The 26,576-nt window shown below is 70.6% G+C and carries 27 protein-coding genes and 1 pseudogene; 27 read left to right on the top strand and 1 reads right to left on the bottom strand.

All coding sequences use genetic code 11. The features are described 5' to 3' along the window. Positions 1-38: 38 nt before the first annotated feature. The 7 genes from BEN78_14625 to BEN78_14595 all read left to right on the top strand — a co-directional run bounded on the left by BEN78_14625 (position 39) and on the right by BEN78_14595 (position 7,820). A complete protein-coding gene (locus tag BEN78_14625) occupies positions 39-788 on the top strand; it encodes a flagellar biosynthesis protein FlgF (GenBank protein ASR44418.1) in 750 nt (249 codons plus the stop codon). A gap of 189 nt (positions 789-977) precedes the next feature. Further along, positions 978-1,763, top strand: coding sequence for a flagellar basal-body rod protein FlgG (locus BEN78_14620; protein ASR45163.1), 786 nt, complete (start codon positions 978-980; stop codon positions 1,761-1,763). Between the two features lie 7 nt (positions 1,764-1,770). Further along, positions 1,771-2,469: a flagellar basal body L-ring protein gene (locus tag BEN78_14615; GenBank protein ASR44417.1), complete on the top strand. Its 699-nt coding sequence runs from the start codon at positions 1,771-1,773 to the stop codon at positions 2,467-2,469. 8 nt (positions 2,470-2,477) lie between these two features. After that, on the top strand, positions 2,478-3,596 hold the full coding sequence (locus BEN78_14610) for a flagellar biosynthesis protein FlgI (GenBank protein ASR44416.1): 1,119 nt from the start codon (positions 2,478-2,480) through the stop codon (positions 3,594-3,596). A 1-nt stretch (position 3,597) separates the two neighbouring features. Beyond that, on the top strand, positions 3,598-4,731 hold the full coding sequence (locus BEN78_14605; protein ASR44415.1) for a flagellar rod assembly protein/muramidase FlgJ: 1,134 nt from the start codon (positions 3,598-3,600) through the stop codon (positions 4,729-4,731). A 15-nt stretch (positions 4,732-4,746) separates the two neighbouring features. After that, complete coding sequence (locus BEN78_14600) at positions 4,747-6,621, top strand: flagellar hook-associated protein FlgK (GenBank protein ID ASR44414.1); 1,875 nt, start codon at positions 4,747-4,749, stop codon at positions 6,619-6,621. Next, entirely contained in the window at positions 6,618-7,820 is a 1,203-nt protein-coding gene (locus tag BEN78_14595) for a flagellar hook-associated protein 3 (protein ID ASR44413.1), read from the top strand. Before BEN78_14600 ends, BEN78_14595 begins: the two co-directional genes overlap by 4 nt. A gap of 120 nt (positions 7,821-7,940) precedes the next feature. Here BEN78_14595 and BEN78_14590 read toward each other — a convergent pair whose 3' ends face one another. Next, positions 7,941-8,228, bottom strand: coding sequence for a hypothetical protein (locus BEN78_14590; protein ASR44412.1), 288 nt, complete (start codon positions 8,226-8,228; stop codon positions 7,941-7,943). A gap of 252 nt (positions 8,229-8,480) precedes the next feature. Between BEN78_14590 and BEN78_14585 the strand changes: the two are divergent. The 20 genes and pseudogenes from BEN78_14585 (at position 8,481) to BEN78_14490 (ending at position 26,576) form a co-directional block, all read left to right on the top strand. Beyond that, a pseudogene (locus BEN78_14585) lies at positions 8,481-10,024 on the top strand (flagellin). A 217-nt stretch (positions 10,025-10,241) separates the two neighbouring features. After that, positions 10,242-11,639 (top strand): hypothetical protein, encoded by a 1,398-nt coding sequence (locus BEN78_14580; protein ASR44411.1) that lies wholly within the window; start codon positions 10,242-10,244, stop codon positions 11,637-11,639. A gap of 18 nt (positions 11,640-11,657) precedes the next feature. Next, positions 11,658-12,074 carry a flagellar export chaperone FliS gene (locus tag BEN78_14575; GenBank protein ASR44410.1) on the top strand — a complete coding sequence of 139 codons (417 nt, stop codon included), beginning with the start codon at positions 11,658-11,660 and terminating at the stop codon, positions 12,072-12,074. Next, positions 12,071-12,367, top strand: coding sequence for a hypothetical protein (locus BEN78_14570; GenBank protein ASR44409.1), 297 nt, complete (start codon positions 12,071-12,073; stop codon positions 12,365-12,367). Before BEN78_14575 ends, BEN78_14570 begins: the two co-directional genes overlap by 4 nt. Continuing rightward, positions 12,364-12,933 carry a hypothetical protein gene (locus BEN78_14565; GenBank protein ID ASR44408.1) on the top strand — a complete coding sequence of 190 codons (570 nt, stop codon included), beginning with the start codon at positions 12,364-12,366 and terminating at the stop codon, positions 12,931-12,933. Before BEN78_14570 ends, BEN78_14565 begins: the two co-directional genes overlap by 4 nt. A gap of 71 nt (positions 12,934-13,004) precedes the next feature. Further along, positions 13,005-13,637: a DNA-binding response regulator gene (locus BEN78_14560; GenBank protein ASR44407.1), complete on the top strand. Its 633-nt coding sequence runs from the start codon at positions 13,005-13,007 to the stop codon at positions 13,635-13,637. Positions 13,638-13,803: 166 nt separating this feature from the next. Beyond that, the gene (locus tag BEN78_14555; protein ID ASR44406.1) at positions 13,804-15,213 is read left to right on the top strand and encodes an RNA polymerase sigma-54 factor; all 1,410 of its coding nucleotides are present in this window, start codon (positions 13,804-13,806) and stop codon (positions 15,211-15,213) included. 8 nt (positions 15,214-15,221) lie between these two features. After that, positions 15,222-15,617, top strand: a complete 396-nt coding sequence (locus BEN78_14550; protein ASR44405.1) for a two-component system response regulator — start codon at positions 15,222-15,224, stop codon at positions 15,615-15,617. Beyond that, positions 15,614-17,044 (top strand): Fis family transcriptional regulator, encoded by a 1,431-nt coding sequence (locus BEN78_14545; GenBank protein ASR44404.1) that lies wholly within the window; start codon positions 15,614-15,616, stop codon positions 17,042-17,044. The genes BEN78_14550 and BEN78_14545 overlap by 4 nt, the downstream gene beginning before the upstream one ends. 277 nt (positions 17,045-17,321) lie before the next feature. Then, positions 17,322-17,717 (top strand): flagellar hook-basal body complex protein FliE, encoded by a 396-nt coding sequence (locus BEN78_14540; GenBank protein ASR44403.1) that lies wholly within the window; start codon positions 17,322-17,324, stop codon positions 17,715-17,717. 23 nt (positions 17,718-17,740) lie between these two features. Next, on the top strand, positions 17,741-19,441 hold the full coding sequence (locus BEN78_14535; protein ID ASR44402.1) for a flagellar M-ring protein FliF: 1,701 nt from the start codon (positions 17,741-17,743) through the stop codon (positions 19,439-19,441). Between the two features lie 10 nt (positions 19,442-19,451). Next, entirely contained in the window at positions 19,452-20,444 is a 993-nt protein-coding gene (locus BEN78_14530; GenBank protein ID ASR44401.1) for a flagellar motor switch protein FliG, read from the top strand. Next, a complete protein-coding gene (locus BEN78_14525) occupies positions 20,441-21,061 on the top strand; it encodes a flagellar assembly protein FliH (GenBank protein ID ASR44400.1) in 621 nt (206 codons plus the stop codon). The genes BEN78_14530 and BEN78_14525 overlap by 4 nt, the downstream gene beginning before the upstream one ends. Continuing rightward, positions 21,058-22,449 (top strand): flagellum-specific ATP synthase FliI, encoded by a 1,392-nt coding sequence (locus tag BEN78_14520; protein ID ASR44399.1) that lies wholly within the window; start codon positions 21,058-21,060, stop codon positions 22,447-22,449. Before BEN78_14525 ends, BEN78_14520 begins: the two co-directional genes overlap by 4 nt. After that, complete coding sequence (locus BEN78_14515; GenBank protein ID ASR44398.1) at positions 22,446-22,892, top strand: flagellar export protein FliJ; 447 nt, start codon at positions 22,446-22,448, stop codon at positions 22,890-22,892. Before BEN78_14520 ends, BEN78_14515 begins: the two co-directional genes overlap by 4 nt. Then, positions 22,889-23,965: a hypothetical protein gene (locus BEN78_14510; GenBank protein ID ASR44397.1), complete on the top strand. Its 1,077-nt coding sequence runs from the start codon at positions 22,889-22,891 to the stop codon at positions 23,963-23,965. Before BEN78_14515 ends, BEN78_14510 begins: the two co-directional genes overlap by 4 nt. 176 nt (positions 23,966-24,141) lie before the next feature. After that, positions 24,142-24,630, top strand: a complete 489-nt coding sequence (locus BEN78_14505; GenBank protein ASR44396.1) for a hypothetical protein — start codon at positions 24,142-24,144, stop codon at positions 24,628-24,630. Between the two features lie 10 nt (positions 24,631-24,640). Further along, on the top strand, positions 24,641-25,654 hold the full coding sequence (locus BEN78_14500) for a flagellar motor switch protein FliM (protein ID ASR44395.1): 1,014 nt from the start codon (positions 24,641-24,643) through the stop codon (positions 25,652-25,654). Beyond that, on the top strand, positions 25,651-25,995 hold the full coding sequence (locus BEN78_14495) for a flagellar motor switch protein FliN (protein ID ASR44394.1): 345 nt from the start codon (positions 25,651-25,653) through the stop codon (positions 25,993-25,995). The genes BEN78_14500 and BEN78_14495 overlap by 4 nt, the downstream gene beginning before the upstream one ends. 218 nt (positions 25,996-26,213) lie before the next feature. Beyond that, positions 26,214-26,576 (top strand): flagellar biosynthetic protein FliO, encoded by a 363-nt coding sequence (locus BEN78_14490; GenBank protein ID ASR45162.1) that lies wholly within the window; start codon positions 26,214-26,216, stop codon positions 26,574-26,576.

Below are 26,576 nucleotides of genomic sequence, written 5' to 3'. Positions count from 1 at the left end.
TTGCGCCCTCGCCCCCGAAACTCCAGACCCGGCCCCCCATGGACAAAGCCCTCTACGTCGCGATGAGCGGCGCCCGCGCCACGCTGCAGGCCCAGGGCACGGTGGCGCACAACCTTGCCAATGCCGAGACCGCCGGCTTCAAGGCCGCACTGGCCAATACCCGGGCCTATCGCGTGCCCGGCGGCGAACACGCCTCGCGCATCGACGCGATGCACATCGACCAAGGCTTCGACAGCCGGGTCGGTGCGCAACGGGTGACCGGCAACGCGCTCGATGTCTCGCTGCGGCCCGACCGCTGGCTGGCGGTGCAGTCGGCCGACGGCGGGGTGGCCTACACCCGCGCCGGAAATCTGTCGCCGACCCCCAACGGCCAACTGGTCACCGGCGGCGGACATCCACTGATCGACGAGAACGGCCAGCCGCTTGCGCTGCCGCCGCACCAGGCGCTGGACATCGGCGAGGACGGCACGGTGTCGATCGTGCCGCTCGGCGAAGGCCCGCAGACGCTGGCGATCGTCGGCCGCCTGCGCGTGGTCGAGGCGCCCCCCGACCGGCTCGCGCGCGGGCTCGACGGGCTGATGCGCAGCACCGACCCCCAACAACCCCCGGCTCAGGCCGTCGGCAACGTCATGACGACCGGCGCCCTGGAAGCGAGCAACGTCGACGCCGCCGGCGCCCTGGTGCAGATGATCCAGCTGCAACGCCAGTTCGAAATGCAGGTCAAGCTGATCCAGCGCGGCGACGACAACGCCCAGGCCGCCAACAGCCTGCTCCGCCTGGGCGGCTGACGCTAGAAAACCGGCGTCTCAAAACCGGGGTCAGAGTGCAATTTCGTCGTCGTGGCAAGACGACCCGATGCAGTCGCTACGAAATTGCACTCTGACCCCAGTTTTTGCTGACCCCGGTTTTGGGACGGTGGCACGGGGATTGCATCGCTGATGGTGGACGGCGCGGTGCGCCGCATCGAGGACACGACGATGAACCAGGCACTGTGGGTGGCGAAGACCGGGCTGGATGCGCAGCAGACGCGCATGTCGGTGGTCTCCAACAATCTCGCCAACACCAACACCACCGGCTTCAAGCGCGACCGCGCCAACTTCGAGGACCTGCTCTACCAACAGGTGCGCCAGCCTGGCGGTGCGAGCTCGGCGCAGACGCAGCTGCCGACCGGTCTGCAGCTCGGCACTGGCGTGCGCGTGGTCTCGACAGCCAAGGACTTCCAGCAGGGCAATCCGCAGCAGACCGGCCGCGCGCTCGACGTGATGGTCGACGGCCGTGGGTTCTTCGAGGTGCTGCTGCCCGATGGCACGTCGGCCTATACCCGCGACGGCAGCTTCAAGATCAGTCCGCAGGGCGAACTGGTGACCAACAGCGGCTTCGCCGTGCAGCCGGGCATCCAGATCCCGGAGGGCGCGCAGGCGATGACCATCGGCCAGGACGGCACGATCACCGTGCAGATGGCCGGTGAGGGCCAGGCGCTGGAGATCGGCTCACTGACGATCACCGACTTCATCAACCCGGCGGGCCTGCAGGCGCGCGGCGAGAACCTGTATCTGGAGACGACTGCTTCGGGGCCGGCGCAGAACGGCACGCCGGGCCTCAACGGCCTGGGCCTGATCGAACAGGGCGCGCTGGAAGGCAGCAACGTCAACGTGGTCGAAGAGCTGGTCAGCATGATCGAGACCCAGCGCGCCTACGAGATGAACGCCAAGGCGATCTCGACCACCGACTCGATGCTCGGCTATCTCAACAACAACGTCTGAGGCTGCCATGTCCGTGGTTCCGCCATCTGCGCCACGCGCGCTCGTGCTGCTCGCCCTGCCTGCCCTGCTCGGCGGCTGCGTCGCCGCCGGCGATGTCCGGCCGTATCCCGCGCTGGCACCGATCCAGCCGGTCGCAGCCCCGCCGACGTATGCGACCCAGGGCGCGATCTACCAGGCCGGGGGCGGCGGACTGTCGCTGTTCGCCGACAAGCGCGCGCGCGAGGTTGGCGACCTGATCACGATCCAGCTGATCGAGAGCACGATCGCGCAGACCAACGCTGCGACCAAGGTCGGCAAGGAAAGCTCAGTGGACATCGCGCCGCCGAACCTGTTCGGCGCCCCGGTCACGATCGGCGGGCGCGAAGTGCTTGGCGCCAGCGCCAGCGGCAAGCGCGATTTCGACGGCAATGGCCGCAGCACGCAGAGCAACCGCCTGCAGGGCAGCATCACCGTCACCGTGGTGCAGCGTCTGCCCAACGGCAATCTCGTCGTCGAAGGCAGCAAGGAATTGCGCCTCAATCAGGGCAATGAACTGGTGCAGGTCCAGGGCATCGTGCGCCCGGCCGACATCGCCCCCGACAACAGTGTGCCCTCGGGCCGCGTCGCCGACGCGCGGATCGTCTACGGCGGCCGCGGCGCGATCGCCCAGTCCAACGCGATGGGCTGGCTCGGCCGGTTCTTTAATTCGCGGCTGTCTCCCTACTGAGTCCCGTCATGCGCCCTGCCCGCTACCGTCCGTTGCTCGTCGCCGCGCTTGTGCTGTGCGTGTGCCTGCCCGCTTTCGCGCAGGAACGCATCAAGGATCTGGCCACCATCGGCGGCGTGCGCGGCAATGCGCTGGTCGGCTATGGCCTGGTGGTCGGCCTGGACGGCAGCGGCGACCGCACCAGTCAGGCGCCCTTCACCGTGCAAAGCCTGCGCAACATGCTCAACGAGCTCGGCGTCACCGTGCCGTCGAACGTCAATCCGCAGCTCAAGAACGTCGCCGCGGTCGCGATCCACGCCGAGCTGCCGCCGTTCGCCAAGCCCGGCCAGACGATCGACATCACCGTCTCGTCGATCGCCAACGCGGTCTCGCTGCGTGGCGGCACCCTGCTGATGGCGCCGCTCAAGGGCGCCGATGGCCAGGTCTACGCGATCGCCCAGGGCAGCCTGGTCGTCGGCGGCTTCGGCGCGCAGGGCCGCGACGGCTCGCGCGTGTCGGTCAACATCCCCAGCGTGGGCCGCATCCCGAACGGCGCGATGGTCGAGCGTGGGGTGGCGACCGGGGAACTGGGCGACAGCGGCGAGTTGACGCTCAACCTCAACCGCGCCGATTTCAGCACCATCGCCAACATGGTCGCCGCGCTCGACGCGCGTTTCGGTCCCGGCACCGCGCGCGCCGTCGACGGCGTGACCATCGCGGTGCGTGCGCCGTACGACCCGGCTGCGCGGATCGGTTTTCTCGCGCAGGTCGAGAACGTGCAGCTGGCCGCCGGTTCTGCGCCGGCCAAGGTCATCGTCAACGCGCGTACCGGCACCGTGGTCATCGGCTCACAGGTCAAGGTGCTGCCGGCGGCGATCGCCCATGGTTCGTTGAGCGTGACGATCACCGAGAGCGTGGACGTGAGCCAGCCCGAGGCCTTCGGACGCGGCAGCACGGTCGTGGCGCCGCGTTCGGATATCGAGATCGGCCAGGACGGCAGCCGCATGTTCAAGTTCGCCGGCGGCACCTCGCTTGATGAGATCGTCCGCGCGGTCAATGCAGTGGGCGCAGCCCCCGGCGACCTGATCGCGATCCTCGAGGCGCTCAAGCAGGCCGGCGCGCTGCGCGCGGAGCTGGAGGTGATCTGACATGCGCATCGCCCCGACGCCCATCGAGCTCGCGCCTGGCCAGCGGCCCGACGCCGGCCGCATCGACGATGCTGCACGCCAGTTCGAAGGCGTGTTCGCGCAGATGCTGATCAAGAGCATGCGCGATGCGAGCTTCGGCGATGCGCTGTTCCCGGGCGAGAATCAGCTTTACCGCGACCTCTACGACCAGAAGCTCGCCAAGTCGCTGACCGACGGGCCGGGGCTGGGCCTGGCCAAGACCATCGCGCGGCAACTGGGCGGCACGCAGGCCGCGCCGGCGCTCGACACGCGGCTGGACCCGAGCGCGCCGTTGCCCTCTGCGGACGCCGACACTGGCGAGCGGTCCTTGTTGCCCGAGACACTCGGCGCACGCACGCTCGACCTGATCGCCGGGCGCACCGCCGCGTCCGCCGAGAGCGCGAGCTCGGCCTCGCCGATGGATGGCTTCATCGATCGGCTGCTGGCCCGTGTGCAGCCCGCCGCCTCGGCCGCCGGCGCGGCCGCGACCGCACTGGTGCCGGGGGCGGCCGCGCTGGAAAGCGCCTCGCGCGCCGCCGCCGACCGGCTGGGCACGCGCACGCCCGAAGGCTTCGTCGCCTCGATCTGGTCGCACGCACAGAGCGCGGCGCGCGAACTCGGCGTCGATGCCCGGGCGCTGGTGGCACAGGCCGCGCTCGAGACCGGCTGGGGCCGGCGCATGATCCGCCAGAGCGACGGCGGGACCGCGCACAACCTGTTCGGCATCAAGGCCACCGGCTGGCAGGGCGAGCGCGTCACCGCGACCACCCACGAGTACCGCAATGGGGTGCGCCGCGACGAGCGCGCGCAGTTCCGCGCCTATGCCTCGCCGGCCGAGAGCTTCGCCGACTACGTGCGGCTGCTCAAACAGAACCCGCGCTACCGCCAGGCACTCGAGTCGGGCGGTGACGTGCGTCGTTTCGCCAGCGCGCTGCAGCAGGCCGGCTACGCCACCGACCCGCGCTACGCCGACAAGATCAGCGCAATCGCCAACGGCCCCACGCTGGGGCGTGCCCTGTCGACGATCGCCGAGGTCGCACGCGAGGCCGGCGACGCCGTGCAACCGTTCCGCTTCGCCGGCGCCGACGCGTCCGGCCAGGCGTTCTCCCGCCGCTAGTCGCCAGGACCCGTCATGGCCAACGTCCTCACCACCGGTACCAGCGCGCTGATCGCGTTCCAGCGGGCGCTCTCGACCGTCGGCCACAACGTCGCCAACATCAAGACGCCCGGCTACAGCCGCCAGCAGGTCGAGTTCACCACCGGCACGCCGCAGGACGTCGGCGTGGGCTACATCGGCAGCGGCACGCGGATCAGCGACATCCGCCGCGTCGCCGACGATCTGGCCAATGCCCGGCTGATCGACAGTGGCGGCGAACTGGCCCGCCTGCAGCAGCTCTCCACGCTCACCGGCCGCGTCGACAGCCTGATGTCCGAGTCGGCCACCGGCATCGCCGGGCAGTGGTCGAACTTCTTCGACGCGGTCAGTGCGCTGTCGTCCAAGGCCTCGGCATCGGCCGAGCGGCAGAGCCTGCTCGGCGACGCCAAGGCGCTGACCTCGCGCTTCCAGCAACTGCACGGCGAGTTCGGGCGCCTGGCGACCGAGGTCGACAACGGGCTGGTTGCCGGCGCGACCGAGGTCAACCGGCTGGCCGGGCAGATCGCCCAGCTCAACGCGCGGATCAGCAGTGCATCGACGGCCTCGCCCGACCTGCTCGACCAGCGCGATCAACTGATCACCGAGCTCGTCGGCTGGACCGGCGGCACCGCCGTGCCGCAGGACGGCGGCGCGATCAATGTGTTCTCCAGCGGCGGCCAGGCTCTGGTCGTCGGCGCGCAGGCCTCGCAGCTGACCACCGTCTCCGACCCCTACCGGCCCGAGCGCCAGCAGTTGGCGCTGCAGGGCGCCGGCCAGACCGTACGCATCGACGAGCGTGCGATGGGCGGGCGCCTGGGCGGGCTGCTCGAGTTCCGCAGCCAGGTGCTGGACCCGACCCAGGCCGAACTGGGCCGGATCGCGCTGGGTCTGGGCATGCGGTTCAACGCCGGGCACGCCGCTGGCGTCGATCAGACCGGCGCACGCGGCGGCGATTTCTTCAGCGTGCCCGCGCCGGTGGTCTCCGGCCACAGCGCCAACAGCGGATCGGCGCGATTGTCGGCGAGCGTCGCCGACCTCGCCGCGGTCGATGGTCGCAACCTGATTGTGCAGTGGCGCGACGGCGCCTGGTCGGCAAGCGATGCGGCCACCGGCGCCACGGTGCCGGTCGCGGGCACCGGCACTGCCGACGATCCGCTGCGCGTGGGCGGTATCGCGCTGATCGTCGACGGCACACCCGCGCAGCAGGACCGCTTCCTGCTGCAGCCCACCGCCCAGGTCACCGGCGGGCTGGCGGTGGCGATCACCGACCCAGGGCGGATCGCCGCAGCAACGGCAGTGCGTGTCGATGCCGCGCTCGACAACCAGGGCACCGGCAAGCCGTCGGGCATGCGCGTCGACGATGCCCAGGCAGCGCTCGCGGGCCCGGCCAGTATCGAGTTCCTCGATGGCGACCAGTACATGATCGATGGCGACGGGCCGTTCCCCTACACACCGGGCGCGCGGATCGAGTCCAACGGTTGGTCGTTCGTGCTCGACGGCATTCCGGCCGCAGGCGATACCTTCACCGTCGGTCCAACGGGTGCCGGCTCCAGCGACAACGGCAATGCCGCCCTGCTCGCCGGCCTCGACGATCTGCGCCTGCTCGACGGCGGCAACGTCAGCCTCAACAGCGCGATCTCGGGCCTGACCTCGGCCGTCGGCTCGACCGCGCGGCATGCCGCCTATGCCGCCGAAGCGCAGGCGGTGGTGCACACCCAGGCGCAATCGGCCCGCGACAGCGTGTCGGGCGTCAATCTCGACGAAGAAGCCGCCAACATGCTGCAGCTGCAACAGGCCTACCAGGCTGCCGCGCACATCGTGTCCACCGCCGACACCCTGTTCCAGTCGATCCTGGGAGCCGTCCGCCGATGAGCAATCGCATCTCCACCAGCATGCTCTACCAGCAGTCGATCGCCTCGCTGCAGTCCAAGCAGGCCTCGCTGGCCCGTCTGCAACAGCAGTTGACCACCGGCCAGAAGCTGCTGACCGCCAAAGACGACCCGGTCGGCGCGGGGGCTGCGGTCGGCCTGGACCGCGCGCTCGCCGAACTCGAGCGCTTCGGCAAGAACGGCGATGCCGTGCGCCATCGTCTGAGCATGCAGGAAAGCGCGCTGACGCAGGCCGGCGACATCATGGGCCGGATCACCGAACTGACCGTGCGCGCCAACAGCGCCTCGCTGTCGGACGGCGACCGCAAGGCGATCGCCATCGAGATCACCAGCCTGCGCGACAGCCTGCTGGAGGTAGCCAACAGCCCCGACGGCACCGGCCGTTATCTGTTCGGCGGCACCCAGGACGGCAGCCCGCCCTTCAGTCGGGTGGCCGGCAGCGTCGCCTATGGCGGCGACCAGACCCAGCGCCAGGTCGAAGTCGCGCCGCAGTTGTTCGTCGCCGACACTGCGCCCGGCAGCGAGGTCTTCCTGCGCGTGCGCACCGGCGATGGCCGGGTCGACGTCGCCGCGCAGGCCGGCAACACCGGTACCGGCCGGGTCGGCAGCTTCTCGGTCGCCGATTCGTCGCGCTGGGACGGCGGCCAGTACCGGATCGTGTTCGGCGAGGATGGCGCCTACGAGGTCCTGGATGCCGCCGGCGACGTGGTCGGCAGCGGCACGCATGTCGACGGTGAGGCGATCGACGTCAACGGCGTCCACGTGGTGCTGGGCGGCGCGCCGGCCGACGGCGACGCCTTCGAAGTCGGCCCGTCGACGACGCGCGACGTGTTCGCGACCATCGACCGACTGCTCGGTGCGCTGGCGCTCGACCCGACCACCGATGCCCAGCGCGCCGCGCAGCAGAACGCGCTGCAGGGCGCGATGCGCGACATCGCCACCGCGCAGGACCACTTCATCGACGCCCGCGCTGCGGGCGGCGCCCAACTGTCCGCGCTCGATGGCGCCGACAGCCTGCGCGACGCCCAGGGCCTGACCATCGAGACCACGCTCTCGGGCCTGCGCGACCTCGACTATGCCGAGGCGATCGCGCAATTCAATCTGGAAAAGGTCGCGCTCGACGCCGCCCAGCTGAGCTTCGTGCAGATGCAGCGCCTGTCGCTGTTCGACCTGCTGCGCTGACGCCGGCGAAGGGCGCCTGGACGTCCACGGCGCCTGCCCGCCGTCGGCGCGCCCGCGAAACGTCTTCCGTACGAGCCCCACGTTCGCGATACGCTCAGGCCTGCTCCATGCGCTGCAGTCTCAGCTGCAACGCGCGGCCGCCCCTGGGACTTCGATCTCGACCTCCAGCCCAAGCGCATGCACCGCCGCGAGGACATAGCCCCACGCGACGGAGGTCTCGCCGCGCTCCAGTCGATGCCAAGTGACGCGCGACATGCCTGCAGCTTCAGCGGCGGCGGTCATGCTGATGCCCAGCGACTTGCGCCTGTCGCGCAGCCTTTGCCCGCTATGTCTGGCCTGGGTTGCCACATCGGGAACACGTTCGATAGCCACGGATGACTCCTCGATTTCGTTCCTCATCGTATACATTTCGCGCGGAATGTAAACAAATGGATACAAAATGAAGACCCAACGGGATCGTGCTCGGTCGCCTTCGCGCGGATGCGACCCAGGGCCAGCGAATGCCTGGTCCCCATGATGTGCGACGACAGCCCTAAAGCCCTGCCCCGGGACGCCGTTAATGGTGTCAGCAGAGGACGGGGCCGGTGAGACGGCAAGCCCCTGCGGAGCCACCCGGCAAGGCCCTGTACCCGCCGGATTCCCTCATCCAGGAGACCAGCAATGTCCGTCATCAACACCAACACCATTTCGCTGAACGCCCAGCGCAACCTGTCGACCAACAGCTCGAGCCTGTCGACGACGATCCAGCGCCTGTCGTCTGGCCTGCGCATCAACAGCGCCAAGGACGACGCTGCCGGCCTGGCGATCTCCGAGCGTTTCAGCACCCAGATCCGCGGCGCCAACCAGGCCGCCCGCAACGCCAACGACGGCATCTCGCTGGCACAGACCGCCGAAGGCGCGCTGGGCGAGATCGGCAACAACCTGCAGCGCATCCGTGAGCTGTCGGTGCAGTCGCGCAACGCCACCAACTCCGACACCGACCGCGCCGCGCTGAACTCCGAAGTCCAGCTGCTGAAGGCCGAGATCCAGCGCGTCGCCGAGCAGACCAACTTCAACGGCAAGAAGCTGCTTGACGGCAGCTTCCAGAACCAGGCCTTCCAGGTCGGCGCCAACCAGGGCCAGACGATCAGCGTCGCACAGATCGCCGACGCCAACATCAGCAAGCTCGGCAACTGGAACGAAGCCGCCACCTCGGCGACTGTGACCGGCGTGGCCGCAACGGGTGGCGCAACCGCAGGTGGTGGCGCGGCCACCCCGGGCACGGCGACGATCGACGTGTCGGCCTTTGTCGCCACGGGCGCCGACGACGGTTTCGCCGCGTTCGACCTCGACGTCAATGGCGAGACCGTCACCGTCCAAGCCGTCGCCGGCACCAACGACATCGCTGCGGCCCGCGCCGCGCTGGCGACCAATATCGCTACGGCGATCAACGGCGAGGCCGCTGGCGTGGCCACTGCCACCGGCACCAACGTCGCCCTGTCCAATACTGGCGCCGCCGCAGTCGTGGTCGACAACAGCACCGGCCCACGATCAACGTCACCGCAGCGGCGCAGACGCCCGCAGGCGCAGCAACGCCCGCCAGCTTCACCGCCGGCAGCTTCACGCTGCAGGGCGTGCTGCCGTCGGGCGACAACTCCGAGGCGATCACGATCAGCTACGACAAGGCCGGCAGCGCTTCCGAGCGCGCCAACAACCTGGTCACCGCGATCAACAACCAGAGCTACAACACTGGCGTGACTGCGTCGCTCAAGGACGGCAAGGTCGAGCTGGCCTCGGCAAATGGCAACTTCACGGTCGGCCTCAGCACGGGTGACGATGCCGCCGGCCTGCTCGCCCAGACCGGCCTGACCGCCGGCGCGACGGCGAACTTCGCCGAAGGCGCCGCCGCCACCGGTTTCGCCCAGCTCGACATCTCGACCGAGCGCGGCGCCGAGAACGCGATCCTGGCGATGGACGCCGCCCTGAACTCGGTCAACTCGGCCCGCGCCGATCTGGGCGCCGTGCAGAACCGCTTCAGCTCGGTCGTGGCGAACCTGCAGACCGGTTCGGAGAACCTGTCGGCCTCGCGCAGCCGCATCGTCGACACCGACTTCGCCAAGGAGACTGCCGAGCTGTCGCGCACGCAGATCCTGCAGCAGGCCGGTACCGCAATGCTGGCGCAGGCCAACCAGATCCCGCAGAACGTGCTGAGCCTGCTGCGCTGATCGCGCCGCAGTTCCCGCACTGACGTGGACCGCGACCCGCCTTCCGGCAACGGAAGGCGGGTTTCGCGTTGTGGGCAGCGGCGCCTGGCGACGGCGCGGCGCTGGCACGCAACCTGCATGGCTTGGGTCGACTCAAGCGCGGCGTGAACGCGCCGATATCCAATCCAGAGGGCGCACGTCTGCCAGGGCGGCGTCAGCGGGCAACGGGAGACCGGACATGGCGGACTATTCTTTTGGCTACGGCGGCGTCGGCTCCGGCCTGGACATCAGCGCAATCGTCACCAAGCTGGTCAGCAGTGACCGTGCGCCACACGATGCGCGGCTCAACAAGCTCGAGACCAACGCCAAGTTCAAGCTCTCGGGCCTGGGCGGGGTGACGTCCGCGTTCGACGGCCTCAAGACCGCGCTCGATGCCTTGCAAAAGCCCGAGGCGCTGGGCGCCCGCATGGTCACCTCGCGCTCGACGACCGGTGCCGCGCCGACCGGCACCGTCACCGACACCGTGCTCGGCGCCACCGTCGGCGGCAATACCCCGCTGGGGCGCTATGAGGTCGTGGTCGAGCGCTTGGCCACCGCGCACAAGCTGGTCGGCGACGGCATCGACAAGGCCACCAAGTTCGGGGCCGGCACCTTGCGGGTCGGGATCGGCGCCGACTTCGTCGACGTCACCGTGGCCAAGGACGCCACCCTGACCGACATCCGCAATGCGATCACCGCCGCCGCCGGCAAGCACGGCGTGCAGGCGGCACTGTTGACGTCCGACGAGGGCCAGCATCTGTCGCTGGGCAGCGCCAAGACCGGCGCGGCGCATGCGATCACGCTCTCGGTGCTCGAGGGTGAGAGCGATCTGCATGGCCTGGTCGACGGCATGACCGAGCAGGTCCCGGCCGCGGATGCCAAGCTCTCCATCGACGGGCTGGTCACCACCAGCGCCAGCAACACGGTCACCGATGCGGTCCAGGGGTTGACCCTCAAGCTCAAGGATGCCGGGACCAGCATCGTCGAAGTCGCGGCCAATCCCACCGGCAGCCGCACCGCGGTCGAAGGCTTCGTCAAAGCCTACAACGCCGCCCTCAATGCAATCACCACTGCCACCAGCTACAACGCCGAGACCAAGACGCCCTCCTCGCTGACCGGCGATGCACAGATGCGCGGCGCCGGCTCTCAGTTGCGCGGGATGATGAGCGAACTGCTCGGCGAACTCGCCGCCCAAGGACTGGATGCCAAGACCCTGGGCCTGCAGACCCAGGGCCATCCCAACCCCAACGGCAATTTGGTGCTCGATGCCACCAAGTTCGACGCCGCGATGGCCGAAAATCCGGCCAAGATCGCCGCCGCCTTTACCGGCGAGACCGGTATCGCCAGCCGGCTCAACGCCGTGGTCAAGACCTATGTCGGCAAGGAAGGTTCGTTCACCTCGCGCAAGGAGGGGCTCGATGGCCAGATCAAGGACATCGGCAAGCAGCGCGATGCGCTGGAGCTGCGCATGAAGGGCGTTGCTGAGCGCTACAAGGCGCAGTTCGTGGCGCTGGACAAGCTCATGTCGCAGATGAGCACCACCAACACCTATCTCGCCCAGCAGCTCACCGCGCTGTCGGCGCAGAGCTCACAGTGATCCCTCGGAGGGACCCCGATGATGCCCCGCAACTACGCCCAGCAGTACCGTCAGACGCAGCTGGAGGGCGCCGTCATGGAGGCCGATCCGCACCGGCTGGTCGCGCTGTTGCTGGCGGGCGCCTGCGAGCGCATCCGCCTGGCCGAAGCGTGCCTTGAGCGTGGCGACCAGGCGCGCAAGGGCAAGGCGATCGGTGAGGCCTGCGCGATCGTCGGTCATCTCGATGGTTCGCTCGACCACGAAGCCGGCGGCGAGATCGCGGCCAATCTGTCTTCGCTCTACGACTACATCGTGCGCCGGCTGACCGAAGCCAACCTGCAGAACGACCCGACCGGCCTGCGCGAATCGCTGGCGCTGCTGGCCGAGGTCGATGCCGCCTGGGCCGCGATCCAGCCCGGCAAGGCGGCCAGTGAAGCGACCGGCGCGCCGGCATGAGCGGGCTCGAGGTTCTGCACCACGACCTTGCCGCGCTCGAGGCGGCGATCGCCGACGATGACCTGGCGACCGCAGCGGGCCTGCTGGACGCCTACCAGCAGCGCCTGGAAGGCACGGTGGCGTCCGCCGCCGCTCCCCTGCCGGTGCCGGCCCTGCGCGCGCTGCTCGACGCCCAGCTCGCACTGACCGCACGCCTGGGCGTGCGCCGCGACGCGGCCGCCGCGCAGTTGCGGCAGGCACACCGCGCCAACGCGGCCTCGCGGATCTACGCCGGACTGGAGCAGGCGCCGTGAGTCCGCTCGCGTCGACCACGCCGGCCGAAGCCGAGGCGCGGTTGTTCGGCGACGCCCTGAGTTGCGAACTCGACCTGCCGGTGGCCATCGAGCCGGCCGACGGCGCCGGCCGTCAGGCCGAGGCCATCACCCTGCTATCGGCGCTGGCCCACATCGAGGACCTGCGCAAGGACGACGGCAGTGAGGACCACGGCGACCTGCCGCTGCTGGCCCAGCGCATGGACGCCAAGCTCGACCTGATCCTCGCCCTGCTCGGCCGGCTGGCCCGGCGCGATGACGGCCTGGTCGACCGCCGGCTGCACTGGTCCTGCCATGGCCTGCGGGTCGACCTGGAACCCGGCCAGCACCCGCCTCCGGGCGCGGCCGCGATCGTGCGGCTGCAACCGGCCGACTGGCTGCCCGACCACCTGGCACTGCCGGCGACGGTGGTGGCCTGCGAACAGGGCCACGCCGGCACCCGGGTGTGGCTGGCCTTCGCCAGTCTGCGCGCCGATCTCGTCGAGGCGCTGGACCGCCATCTGTTCCGTCTGCACCGGCGCCAGGTCGCCGAACAGCGGCGGCGCTGAAGCTTGCCGCCCGGCTGACGTATCCTGTCCACCGGGCGGCCCCTTACGGCGGCCAGGAGGGGACTGGACTGGTGCGCGTACTGATCGTCGATGACCACACGCTGGTACGGGCCGGCCTGGACCGGCTGCTGCAAGGCTTCGACGATGTCGATGTATGCGCACAGGCCAGTGGCGCCGACGAGGCGCTGACGCTGAGTCTGGCCCATCGCCCCGACCTGGTGCTGATGGACCTCTCCCTGCCCGGTCGCAGCGGCATCGACGCCATGGTCGCGATCCACGCGCAGTTGCCCGCCACCCGCGTGCTGATCATGTCGATGCACGACGATGCCCAGCACGTGCGCTCGGCGATCGAACGCGGCGCGGCCGGCTTCATCGTCAAGGACGCGGCGCCGATGGAGCTGGAAGTGGCGCTGCGCACCGCGTTCACCGGCGAGCTGTATCTCAGCCCGCGGCTGTCGTCACGGCTGATGGCGCCGATGTTCGGCCGCCCGGTCCAGGGCGGCGTCGATGCGCTGTCCAGGCGCCAGCAACAGATCCTCGACCTGATCGGCCGCGGGCGCAGCAGCAAGGAGATCGCCGCCGAGCTCGCGATCAGCATCAAGACGGTCGAAACCCACCGCGCGCGCATGATGGAAACGCTCGGCTGCCGGCGCGCCAACGACCTGGTGCTGCTCGCTGCGCGGCAGCGGCCGGCCGGTGACTGAGGCGCGCCGCCGGAATCCCGGCACCGGCGCCGGCCAGCCTGTCAGGGAAACCCCGACAGCAGTCAGGTAATGCCTTGCCGACGTCGGGAACTGCCCGATAGCGTTGCCGTCACGCGGGCTTCACGATGCCTGCACGCGCCGTCCTCCTGCGCGACGGGATTCCGACATGAAGGCCTCCGCCTCGCTGCAGCTCGGCCAGCAGCTCCACCTGACACCGCAGTTGCTGCAGTCGATTCGTCTGCTGCAGCTCGATGGCCAGCAACTGGAACTGGAAGTGCGCCGCGTGCTCGCGCACAACCCGATGCTCGAGCTCGATGAGGCATCCCCCGCTGCGCCCGCCCCGACAGACGCCGACTCCATCCCCGATGGCCGGGTCGAGGTCGCCGCGTTCGACGAACTGCCTGAAAGCACGATGTGGGATGTCCGCACCGCCAGTTGGAGCGGCGACGACGACGGTCTGCAGCGGATTGCGGCCACCGAGTCCAGTGACCCGCATTGGCGGATCCTGCAGCGCCTGGCGCTGGAATTGCCGGACGCGCAGCTGGCGATCGCCGCGTTCTGGCTGGCTCATTGCGACGAGTCCGGCTATCTGCTCGAGCCGCCCGACGCGCTCGCCGCGCGCGCATCGGCCCAGTTGGGCTGCTCGGCGGCACAGGCCGAGGCGGTGCGCCAGCGGCTGCTGGCCGGCGACCCGGCCGGGATCGCCGCGCGCGACGTGCGCGAATGTCTGCTGGCACAGCTCGACGCCCTGCCCGGCCGCGTACCGGGCCGCCCGCTGGCCCGGCGCCTGGTCGAGGTCGGGCTCGACCTATTGGCCGCGCACGATATCGATGCGATCGCCCGCCGTCTCGACCGCGCGGTCGAGGATGTCCACGAGGCGGTCGCGCTGGTGCGCGCACTCGACCCGCGCCCGGCGCAAGCCGACGCCCCCGTGTCCGACGACGCGGTGGTCCCCGACGTCGTGGTCTGGCATGCCGATGCCGGCTGGCGGGTCGCATTGAACCCGCTCACCACCCCGCGCGTGACGATCAATACCGGTTACGAGCGCCTGCTCGCCGATGGCGGCGAGGCCGCCGCGCCGATGCGCGAACTGCTGCAGGAAGCCCGCTGGTTCGCCCGTGGCCTGTCGATGCGCTACGACACGCTGCTGCGCACCGCCCGGGTCCTGGTCGAACGCCAGGCGGCGTTCCTGACCCGGGGTGAAGAGGCCATCGCGCCGTTGACCCTCAAGGAGGTCGCCGAGGCGATTGGCATGCACGAATCGACGGTGTCGCGGATCACCACCGGCAAGTACCTGCAGACACCGCGCGGCACGATCGAGATGAAGCGGTTCTTCGCAGTCCGCTTGGAAGGCGCGGAGGTCTCCGGCGCCGCAGTCCGGGCGATGGTGCGGCGGCTGATCGAGGCCGAGCCGCGGCACCGCCCGCTGGCCGACGACGCGATCGCTGCCCTGCTCGCACGACAAGGCGTGCACATCGCGCGGCGGACGGTCGCCAAGTACCGCGAACAACTCGACATTCCGCCCGCCCGTCTGCGCCGTGCCCCGGCGTCCGCGCCATTGGCCCGAACGGCCTGAGACTGCCCATGGACAAGATCAAAGTACTGCTGGTCGATGACCACGACGGCTTCATCAATGCCGCACTGCGCCACCTGCGCCGGCTGGACTGGCTGGATGTGGTCGGCACCGCCGGCAACGGCCTGGAGGCGATCGCGCAATCCGAGGCGCTGCGCCCGGACGTGGTGCTGATGGACCTGGCGATGCCCGAGATGGGCGGCCTGCAGGCCGCACGCTTGATCAAGGCGCAGGACGACCCGCCCTACATCGTGATCGCCAGCCACTTCGACGACGCCGAGCACCGCGAGCACGCCACGCGCGCCGGTGCCGACAACTTCGTCAGCAAGCTGTCCTACATCCAGGAAGTCATGCAGATTCTCGAAAGCCTGCGCCATCCGCAGGGCGAGCCGGGAGCGCAGCCGTGAGCGAGCCGCGCATCCTGGTCATCGACGCCGATGGCGACCGCGCCGAGCGGCTGTGCACGCTGCTCGAATTCATGGATCTGCGCCCGCGCTGGGTCGCCGAACCCGGCGAGATCTCCGCCGCGCGGCACCGGCCCAGCGACTGGGTCGCGGTGCTGGTCGGCGACATCGCCGCCGACGATGCCGCCGCGTCTGCGTTCTTCGGCTGGCTGGGCCAGGCCGGGATCGCGCCGCCGGTGCTGCTGATCGACGGCGAGGCGCCGGCGTTCGCCAGTGCGCATGGCCTGCACGAGGCCGGCGTGTGGACGCTCGAATCGCCGCTGCGCCACGCCCAGCTCGAGAACCTGCTGCGCATCGCCAGCCTCAAGCGCATCGATGCCGACCGTCAGGCCGCGACCGACCAGGGCTTCGGGCCGACCGGCAGCAGCGAGCCGGTCCGGCGCCTGCGGCGGATGATCGACCAGGTCGCGCCGTTCGACACCACCGTGCTGGTGCTGGGCGAATCGGGCACCGGCAAGGAGGTCGCCGCGCGCGCCATCCATCAGCGCTCGGCCCGCCGCGATGGACCGTTCGTGGCGATCAATTGCGGCGCGATTCCGGCCGAACTGCTCGAAAGCGAACTGTTCGGCCATGAGAAAGGCGCGTTCACCGGGGCGCTGTCGGCGCGCAAGGGCCGCTTCGAAATGGCCGAGGGCGGCACGCTGCTGCTCGACGAAATCGGCGACATGAGCCTGCCGATGCAGGTCAAGCTGCTGCGCGTACTGCAGGAGCGTTGCTTCGAGCGCGTCGGCGGCAACCAGTCGATCCGCTGCGACGTGCGCGTGATCGCGGCGACCCACCGCGACCTGGAAGCGCGCATCGGCGAGGGCCAGTTCCGCGAGGACCTGTTCTACCGGCTCAACGTGTTTCCGATCGAGATGCCGTCCCTGCGCGAACGGCGCGACGACCTGCCCGAGCTGGTGGGCACGATCGCCAGCCAGCTGGCACGCAACGGGCGCGGCGAGATCCGCTTTTCGGCCGACACCCTCGACGCACTGGCCGGCTATGCGTGGCCGGGCAACGTGCGCGAGCTGAGCAACCTGGTCGAGCGCCTGGCGGTGCTCAATCCGGGCGGCATGGTGCGCGTGCAGGATCTGCCGCAGCGCTACCGCGAGCACCTGGTCGAGCCGCCACCGGCAATGCCCGTGGCGCCGCCGGCGGACGTTCAAGCGCCCGCTGTCGCCGCGGACGCCTGCGAACCGGCGCAGCTGCCCGAGGACGGGCTGGACCTGCGCGATCACATGGCGCGGATCGAGCTGGGCCTGATCCGCGAGGCGCTCGAACGCAGCGACGGCGTGGTGGCGCATGCGGCGCAGTTGCTGGGCCTGCGTCGCACTACTTTGGCCGAAAAACTGCGCAAGTACGGCATCGAGCGCGAACTGGCCGCCTGAGCGGCCCGCAAGACGCGGTTCGGGCGCCCGACGACGCGCACCACCGTTGCGGACGTCGTCGGCGCGCTTCGACCGTTCGTGCGAGCGTCGTCGAACGCAACGGGCGCCTGCGTCGCGTGCCCTGTGCTGCATCCTCGAGACCCGAGTCGAACGCCTGCGCCTGCGACCGCGCCGGCGACACGCGCATCGGCGCGGCGCCGACTTTCCGGCGCCACCGCCGCCAGGCCCCCGGCACGCGACTTGCATCGTCCCGGCAGGATTCCGACACCCATGCCCCATGAGCCATTCGGTCAACTCGATCCTCTCGCAGATCCGCAGCTACCAGGGCCAGATGCCGGCCATGGCGCAGGCGCGCGAGACGATCGCCGCCGATGCCGCGCGCTCGGATGCGATCCCGGTCCAGGGCCTGGGCGGCGCGCAGGCGCCGGCCGGTGTCGCAGGCGCGGCAAGCCCGAGTTTCGGCGCGACGCTGCGCAACGCGATCGAGGGCGTGAACGCGGCCCAGCAACGCAGCGGCGCGCTGGTACGTGCGTTCGAGCTCGGCGAGCCGGGCGCGGATCTGGCCAAGGTGATGGTGGCCTCGCAGCAATCGCAGGTGGCGTTCCGCGCCACCGTGGAAGTGCGCAACCGACTGGTACAGGCGTACCAGGACGTCATGAACATGCCGCTGTGACGGCACCGGAGACCGACTGAGCCATGGCGATCCCGCTTCCCAAGGATGTCTTCAACGCCGACAAGGCCGGCGGCAAGGCGGTCGAGGTGCTCGACCGGCTGGAGAAGATGCAGCTCGCCCGTCGCCTGGGCAAGATGCTGTTGCTGGCCGCGGCCATCGCCGGCGGCCTGATCGTGTTCTTCTGGTCGCAGACCCCCGGCTACGTGCCGCTCTATGCCGGTCTCGACCCCAAGGCCACGGCCGAGGCCACCGACCTGCTGCGCACCGCGCAGATCCCGTTCCGCATCGACCAGGCGACCGGCGCGATCTCGGTGCCCGAGCAGAATGTGCACGACGCCCGCCTGAAGCTCGCCGGCTCCGGACTGACCGAGTCGGGCCGTCTGGGCTTCGAACTGATGGAGCGCGACCCGGGCTTTGGCGTCAGCCAGTTCGTCGAGACCGCGCGCTATCAGCACGCGCTGGAGACCGAACTGGTGCGCACGATCGCCGCGCTGCGCCCGGTGCGCGATGCCCGCGTGCACCTCGCCATTCCCAAGCCCAGCGCCTTCACCCGCCAGCGCGAGGCCGCCAGCGCCTCGGTGGTGCTCGAGCTGCGCGGCGGCGCCAGTCTCGAGCGCGGTCAGGTCGACGCGATCGTACACCTGGTCGCCTCCAGCATCCCCGACCTTGCGCCCGAGCGGGTCACCATCGTCGACCAGAACGGCCGTCTGCTCAGCGACAGCCGTCAGGATCCGGACGCGGCGATGAGCGCGCAGCAGTTCGAGCAGGCGCGCCGCCAGGAGACGTCGTTCAACCAGCGCATCCGCGAACTGCTCGAGCCGATGACCGGCGCCGGCCGGGTCAATGCCGAGGTCACCGTGGACATGGACTTCTCGGTCAGCGAAGAGGCGCGCGAGCTTTACAACGCCGAGCCGCCGAAGCTGCGCAGCGAACAGACCAGCGAGAACAGCGCGCCCGCCGGTCCCCAGGGCATTCCCGGCGCGACCAGCAACCTGCCCGACACCGCCGCCAATCCGGCGCCGGTCGATGCGGCAGTGGCTGCGGCCGCGGGCAACGCGGGCGAATCGTCGCGGAGCGCGACGCGCAACTACGAGCTCGACCGCACCCTCAGCCACACCCGCCAGCCGGGCGGCCGGATCCGCCGGGTCACCGCCGCGGTGCTGGTCGACCACGTGCCGCGTGCCGGCGCCGACGGCACCACCACGTTGCAGCCCTTGACCGCGGCCGAGCTGCAGCGCATCGAAGCGCTGGTGCGCCAGGCGGTGGGGTTCGACGAGGCCCGCGGCGACGTGGTGTCGGTGATGAACGCGCCGTTCGTGCGCGAAACGCTCGACGACGTCGGCGCGCTGCCGTGGTGGCAACAGCCCATGCTGCGCGACATCGCGCGGATCGCACTCGGTGCGCTGGTCGTGCTGGCGCTGCTGTTCGGCGTGGTGCGCCCGGCGGTGCGTCAGATTACCGGGCCGTCGGCGAAGCCCCGGCGCGCTGCCGACCCGGAGACTGCCGAGGTGGTGATGCTCGACGACGAGGCGCTGCCGGCGCTTGCCGACGACACCGCGCAGATCAGCGCGCTGTCGGCGCATGCGCATGCGCAGGCGACGATCGCGCTGCCGTCCGATGCTTATGAGGACCGCCTGCGGCAGGCCCGCGAAGCAGTGAAAACAGATTCCAAGCGCGTGGCGCAGGTCGTGAAGGGATGGCTGGGCGATGAAGCGACCACCTGACATGGGGGATATGACCGGCGTGCAGCGCGCCGCGGTGCTGCTGCTCTCGCTCGGCGAGGCCGACGCGGCCGAGGTGCTCAAGCACATGGGCGCCAAGGAAGTGCAGAAACTCGGCCTGGCGATGGCGACCATGGGGCCTGTCAGCCGCGAACAGGTGACCGGTGTGATGGACGACTTCCACGGCGCACTGGAGCGGCAGACCTCGCTCGGCGTGGGGGCCGACGACTACATCCGCGCGGTGCTGGTGCAGGCGCTGGGCGCCGACAAGGCCGGCAGTCTGATCGACCGCATCCTGCTGGGACGCAACACCACCGGCCTGGACACGCTCAAGTGGATGGACCCGCGGGCGATCGCCGACCTCGTGCGCCACGAGCATCCGCAGATCATCGCGATCGTGATGTCGCATCTCGATCCCGATCAGGCCGCCGATGCACTCAAGCTGATGCCCGAGCGCACCCGCGCCGACGTGCTGCTGCGCATCGCCACGCTCGACGGCATCCCGCCCAATGCGCTCAACGAACTCAACGAGATCATGGAGCGGCAGTTCGCCGGCAACCAGAACCTCAAGTCGTCGGCGGTCGGCGGAGTCAAGGTCGCGGCCAACATCCTCAACTTCATGGAATCGGGTCAGGACCAGGGCCTACTGGGCGCGATCCGCAAGATCGACCCGCAGCTGTGCCAGCGCATCCAGGACCTGATGTTCGTGTTCGACGACCTGATCGAGCTCGACGACCGCGAGCTGCAGATCGTGCTGCGCGAGGTGTCGGGCGACCGCCTGGGCATCGCGCTGCGCGGCGCCGATCCGCGCGTACGCGAGAAGATCACCCGCAACATGTCGCAACGCGCGGCCGAGATCCTGATCGAGGACATGGAGGCGCGCGGGCCGGTCCGGCTGTCGGACGTGGAGTCGGCGCAGAAGGAGATCCTGACCATCGTGCGTCGGCTCGCCGATGAGGGCGCGCTGACGCTGGGCGGCGGCGGTAACGCCGAGGCGCTGGTATGAGCGGCGCGGTGCGCTGGCTGGCACCGGCGCTCGACGCGGGCGCCAGCCTGGCCCCGGTGGCGGCCGAGGTCCCGGCCGAACTGCCGCGCCCGCCCTCGCTCGAGGAGATCCAGCGCATCCGCGACGACGCCCAGCGCGAAGGCCATGCCGAAGGCCTGGCCCAGGGTCGCGCCGAAGGCCTGGCGCAGGCGCAGGCGGAAATGCGCCGGCTGGCCGCGCAGATCGAGGGCATCCTCGACAACTTCTCGCGGCCGCTGGCACGGCTGGAAAACGAAGTCGTCGCCGCGCTCGGCGAACTGGCCGTGCGCGTGGCCGGCGGCCTGGTCGGCCGGGCCTACGAGGCCGAACCGGCGCTGCTGGCCGAACTGGTCGCCGAAGCCGTCGACGCGGTCGGCGGCGCGGCGCGCGAGGTCGAGGTGCGCCTGCATCCCGACGACATCGCCTCGCTGACGCCGCTGCTGGCATTGCCGGACGAAACCCGCCTGGTCGCCGATCCGGCGCTGGCGCGCGGCGACCTGCGCGTGCATGCGCCGAGCGTGCGCATCGACGGCAGTCTCGAGGCGCGGCTGCGCGGCGCACTGGACACCGTGCTGCGCCGTGCCGGGACGCGCGGATGAGCGCCCCCCTGCCCCGCGCCGATCCCGCCGACTGGCTGGCTGCACGCAACCTGCGGCTGGCCGCACGCCTGGACACCACCGGGCCCGATCCGGCGGCAGGCCGCGGGCTGATCCGCGAAGGCATCCTGCGCCGCGCAGTCGGGCTGACGCTCGAGGCGGTCGGCTGCGAGGCGCCGATGGGCGCAACCTGCCGGGTCGAGGTCGCCGATGGCGGCTGGGTCGAGGCCGAGGTCGTGGGCTTCGCCGGCGAGCGCACCTCGCTGATGCCCAGCGCCGAATTGCACGGCCTGCTGCCCAATGCCCGCGTCGTGCCGCTGCAGCGCCGCGGCGGCGTGGAGATCGGCGAAGGCTTGCTCGGCCGGGTGATCGACAGCGACGGCGTACCGCTCGACGGCAAGGGCCCGATCCGCGCCGAAGGCACGGTCGGCATGGCCGGCGTGTCGATCAACCCGCTGGCGCGCGAACCGATCACCCAGCCGCTGGACGTGGGCGTGCGCGCGATCAACGCGCTGCTGCCGATCGGCCGCGGCCAGCGCGTGGGCCTGTTCGCCGGCTCGGGCGTCGGCAAGTCGACGCTGCTGGGCATGATGACCCGCTTCACCTCGGCCGATGTGATCGTGGTCGGCCTGATCGGCGAGCGCGGCCGCGAGGTGCGCGACTTCGTCGAGACCACGCTCGGCGAGGACGGGCTGCGGCGTGCGGTCGTGGTCGCCGCCCCGGCCGACCGGCCGCCGCTGGCGCGCCTGCATGGCGCCTACCGCGCGACTGCGATTGCCGAGTGGTTCCGCGATCAGGGCCTCAACGTGCTGCTGCTGATGGACTCACTGACCCGCTTCGCCCAGGCCCAGCGCGAGATCGGGCTGTCGGTCGGCGAGCCGCCGACCACGCGCGGCTATCCCCCGTCGGTGTTCGCCAAGCTGCCGGCCCTGGTCGAGCGCGCCGGCAATGGCGCCAAGGGCCGCGGCTCGATCACCGCGTTCTACACCGTGCTGACCGAGGGCGACGATCCGCAGGACCCGATCGCCGATGCCGCCCGCGCGATTCTCGACGGGCACATCCTGCTCTCGCGCCGGATCGCCGATGCCGGCCTGTATCCGGCGATCGACGTCGAGTCGTCGGTCAGCCGCGTGGTCACCGAGATCGCCGATGTCGACTGGCGCGACCGCATCCGCGCACTCAAGCGCCTGGTCAGCGCCTACAACGCCAACCGCGACCTGATTGCCATCGGCGCCTACCAGCGCGGCGGCGACCCGGCCGTCGACGAGGCACTGGCGCGCTGGCCGGAGATCGTCGGCTTCCTGGGCCAGGACATCGCCCGCGCCGCCGACCTGCAACACAGCCGACAGGCGCTCGAACGCCTGCTGCAACCTGAGGAATCCGCCGCATGAAACAGTCCCGACGCATCGATCCGTTGCTCAGCCGCGCCCAGGACCAGGAAGACGCCGCGGCGCGCGTGCTCGCCCAGCGCCAGTCCTCGCTCGACGAACACGAGGCCCGCCTGGCCGAACTACGGCGCTATGCCGACGAGTACGCGCACAGCCAGCTCGCCGCGACCAGCCCGGCCCAACTCGCCAACCGCCGCGCCTTCCTCGAGCGGCTGGAAAGCGCCGTCGAGCAGCAGAGCCGCACGGTCGATCAGAGCCGGCAGACGGTCGAGCTCGAACGTGGCCGGCTGCTGCTGGCCAGTCGCGACAAGCAGGTGCTCGAGCAACTGGCGGCCAGTTATCGCGCGCAGGAGCGCCAGGTCGACGAGCGCCGCTCGCAGCGCGAACTCGACGATCTGGGCGCGCGCCGCGTGCGCCTGGCCGCGGCCGAGGGCCAGGACGCATGACCCCACTGGCGACCACCGCGACCACTGGCATCGGCGCGACATCCGCGGCCACGCGCGGTCCCGGCGCGTCGCCCAGCCCCGCCGGCAGCGAGGACGGATTCGCCCGCGCACTCGAGCGGCGACAGGCACAGCGCAGTGCCGACGCCTCGGCGCAGCGGCGCGCCCCGCAGGCGCGGAGCGACGACCGCGCTTCTGACGAGGTCGATGCCGCGGCGTCACCCGACACCGCACCAGCGCCCGAAGACCGCGAATCGGCTGCCGCGACCGGACCCCAGCCACTGCCTGTCGATCCGATGCCGTGGCCGCCCGCAGGCCTGGCCGGGCTGCCGGGACTGGCTGCGGTGCCGCTTGCCGAGCCGCCTGTCGAGACCGCCGCAGTGCCGGAGGCCTTGAGCCCGCCCCAGGCATCGGCGAGCCCCGCAATTGCGACGACGGTCGCGCCCCGCATGCCCGCGCTCGCGCTGTCGCCCGATGCTGCGTCCGGCGACGAGGCTGCGCTCGCGACCGTCGCCGCCGCCGACATCGCCGCAGCATTACCGGCCGGCGAGCCCGCGCCCGATCCCGGCGAGGCCCCGGCGCCGATCGCATTCGCCCTGCCGGGCGCCCCCGCGGCGGCTGTACGCGCCCCGCCACCGCTGCTCGATGCGCCACTGACGACGCCCGATCTCCATGGCGGAGAGTTCGAGGACCAACTGGGCGCGCAGCTCGAATGGATGGCCGGCCAGAAGATCGGCCATGCCCGCATCCGCGTCACGCCCCAGGACCTGGGTCCGATCGAGGTGCGTCTGCAGCTCGACGGCGACCGGATCGCCGCCGACTTCGTCAGTCCGCACGCACAGACCCGCGATGCGCTCGAACAGGGCCTGCCGCGGCTGCGCGACCTGCTCGGCGAACACGGCTTCCAGCTCGCGCACGCCGGCGTCGGCCACGATGGCGGCTCGGACGCACGCGACGGAATGTCGTCGCCGGCCGGGCACCCGACAGCCGCTTCCCGGCAGGATCACGGTCCCGAGACACTGCCGACGCCCGCCCCGACGACCCGGCGGATCGGCCTGCTCGACGCTTACGCCTAGGCGAGGCGTCGATCCCGCGACGGCCTTCAGTGGCGGCGCAGCGCGCCACGGCGGGCGCGCGTTGCCATCGTCCGACCCTCCGGCACGGCCACGCGCACGCCGCGCGACGATCCACCGTCGCCAGAACGGCACGGCGATTGCATCGCAACGCAGGCATTCCTTTTCGGACCCGCCCCGTGGCCGCCGCTGCCGATCCCCAACCCAAGTCTCCTCCCAAGAAGCGGCGCAAGCTGCTGTGGCCGATCCTCGGCGGCCTCGTGCTGCTTGCCTTGGCGGCCGCCGGCGGCGCCGCGGCGCTGCATCTGCGCAACAACCCGGGCCCGCCGAAACCCGTGCTGCCGGCGCAGGCCCAGTACCTGCCGATGGCGCCGCCGTTCGTCGTCAACCTCGGCGACGACAGCGAGGGGCCGCGCTACCTGCAGGTCGAAGTGCAGTTGGTCACCCGCGATCCGCTCGATGTCGCCCAGCTCCAGCACCACGAGCCGGCGCTGCGCGCACGGCTGCTGATGCTGTTCTCGCAGCAGACCGCCGGCACCGTGGCCACGCGTCAGGGCAAGGAGGCGCTGCGCGCGCAGGCGTTGAGCGAGGTGCAGACGCTGATGACCGAGGAAACCGGCAAGCCGCGCGCCGAAGCGCTGCTGTTCACCAGTTTCGTGACTCAGTGAGGCGAGCGGCATGAATCCCAACGACCTGCTGTCGCAGGACGAGATCGACGCGCTGCTGCACGGCGTCGACTCGGGCGCGGTGGACACCGAGCCGCAGGCCGATCCGGGCGAGGCGCGGACCTACGACTTCGCCAGCCAGGACCGCATCATCCGCGGGCGCATGCCGACGCTGGAGATGGTCAACGAGCGCTTCGTGCGGCTGTGGCGGATCGGCCTGTTCAACCTGATCCGCCGCTCGGCCGACCTGTCGGTGCGCGGCATCGACCTGATCAAGTTCGGCGACTACCTGCACCAGCTCTATGTGCCGACCAACCTCAACCTGATCAAGTTCAAGCCGCTGCGCGGCACCGGCCTGATCGTGTTCGAGCCCAAGCTGGTGTTCGCCGTCGTCGACAACTTCTTCGGCGGCGACGGCCGCTACCCGACCCGCATCGAAGGCCGGGAATTCACCCCGACCGAGATGCGGGTGATCCAGCTGATGCTGCGCCAGACCTTCGCCGACATGGCCGAGGCCTGGGCACCGGTGCTGGATGTGGAGTGCGAGTACATCAACTCCGAGATCAACCCGCACTTCGCCAACATCGTCACGCCGCGCGAGTACGTGGTGGTGAGCCGCTTCCACGTCGAACTGGAAGGCGGCGGCGGCGAGATCCACATCACCCTGCCCTACTCGATGCTCGAGCCGATCCGCGAACTGCTCGATGCCGGCATCCAGAGCGATCGCGTCGACCGCGACGAAAGCTGGAACGTGTCGATGCGCGAGCAGCTGATGTCGGCCGAGGTCACGGTGTCGAGCATCCTGGCCAAGCGCACGATCGACCTGCGCCGTCTGACCCGGTTGAAGGTCGGCGACATCCTGCCGATCGAGCTGCCTGAAGAAGTGCCGATCTGCGTGGAAGACATCCCGGTCTTCACCGGCCGCTTCGGCACCGCCGGCGGTTGCAATGTGGTGAAGATCACCGACACACGCCCGCCCGGCACCCCATCGCCCCGCCCCGCCCCCGTCCAGGACCTGCCCGCATGAATCCCCAGGATCCCGCCGCATCCGCAGCCGAGCCCGCACGCTTCGATGACCTGCGCGCCGAGCGCGCCGACGATGCCGCCGACCTCAATCTCGACGTCATCCTCGACGTGCCGGTTGCGCTGTCATTGGAAGTCGGCCGCACGCGCATGCCGATCCGCAACCTGCTGCAGCTCAACCGCGGTTCGGTGGTCGAGCTGGAGCGCGGCGCCGGCGAGCCGCTCGATGTCTACGTCAACGGCACGCTGATCGCGCATGGCGAGGTCGTGGTCATCAACGACCGCTTCGGCGTGCGCCTGACCGACGTCGTCAGCCCCAGCGAACGGATCCGGAGACTGCGGTGATCGTCGCAGGCGCCTTTCCCGCTGCCGCGGCGACCGGACGGGCCGCGGCCCTGTCGGCAGCGCCCGAGGCGGCAACGGCGGCCCCGGTGCCCAGTGTCGTCAGCGACGCCCCCACTGGGACGGACACCGTGCCGGCCGCGTCGGCGACGGCCGTCGAAGCTGCGGTCGTGGCGCCTGCTGTCGCGACGCCCGTCGCCAGCCTCGGCCAGCCGACACCGATGCCGATCGGCAGTCATGCACCGCAGGCGCCGGGCCTGGGCGGCGCGTTCGTCGCGCTGGTGCTGGTGCTCGGGCTGATCCTCGGCCTGGCCTGGCTGCTCAAGCGCCTGCCCGGCAGCGGCCTGCGCCAGGCCGACGGCCTGCGGGTGGTCGCCAGCATTCCACTCGGCGGCAAGGAGCGCGCCGCGGTGCTGCAGGTCGGCGGCGAGCAGTTGCTGGTCGGCATCGGCGCCGGCGGCGTGCGCACGCTGCACGTGCTGCCCGCACCGCTGGCCGAGGCACCGCCGCTGGCGATGCCGACGCTCAAGTCGCTTCCCGATTTCAGGCAGCTGCTCGCCCAGCGGCTGCGCAAGGACCCCTGA

The sequence above is a fragment of the Xanthomonas citri pv. mangiferaeindicae genome (assembly GCA_002240395.1).
In the GTDB taxonomy this organism is placed as follows: Bacteria; Pseudomonadota; Gammaproteobacteria; order Xanthomonadales; family Xanthomonadaceae; genus Luteimonas; species Luteimonas citri_A.
This window is presented reverse-complemented; position numbering and strand designations above follow the sequence as displayed.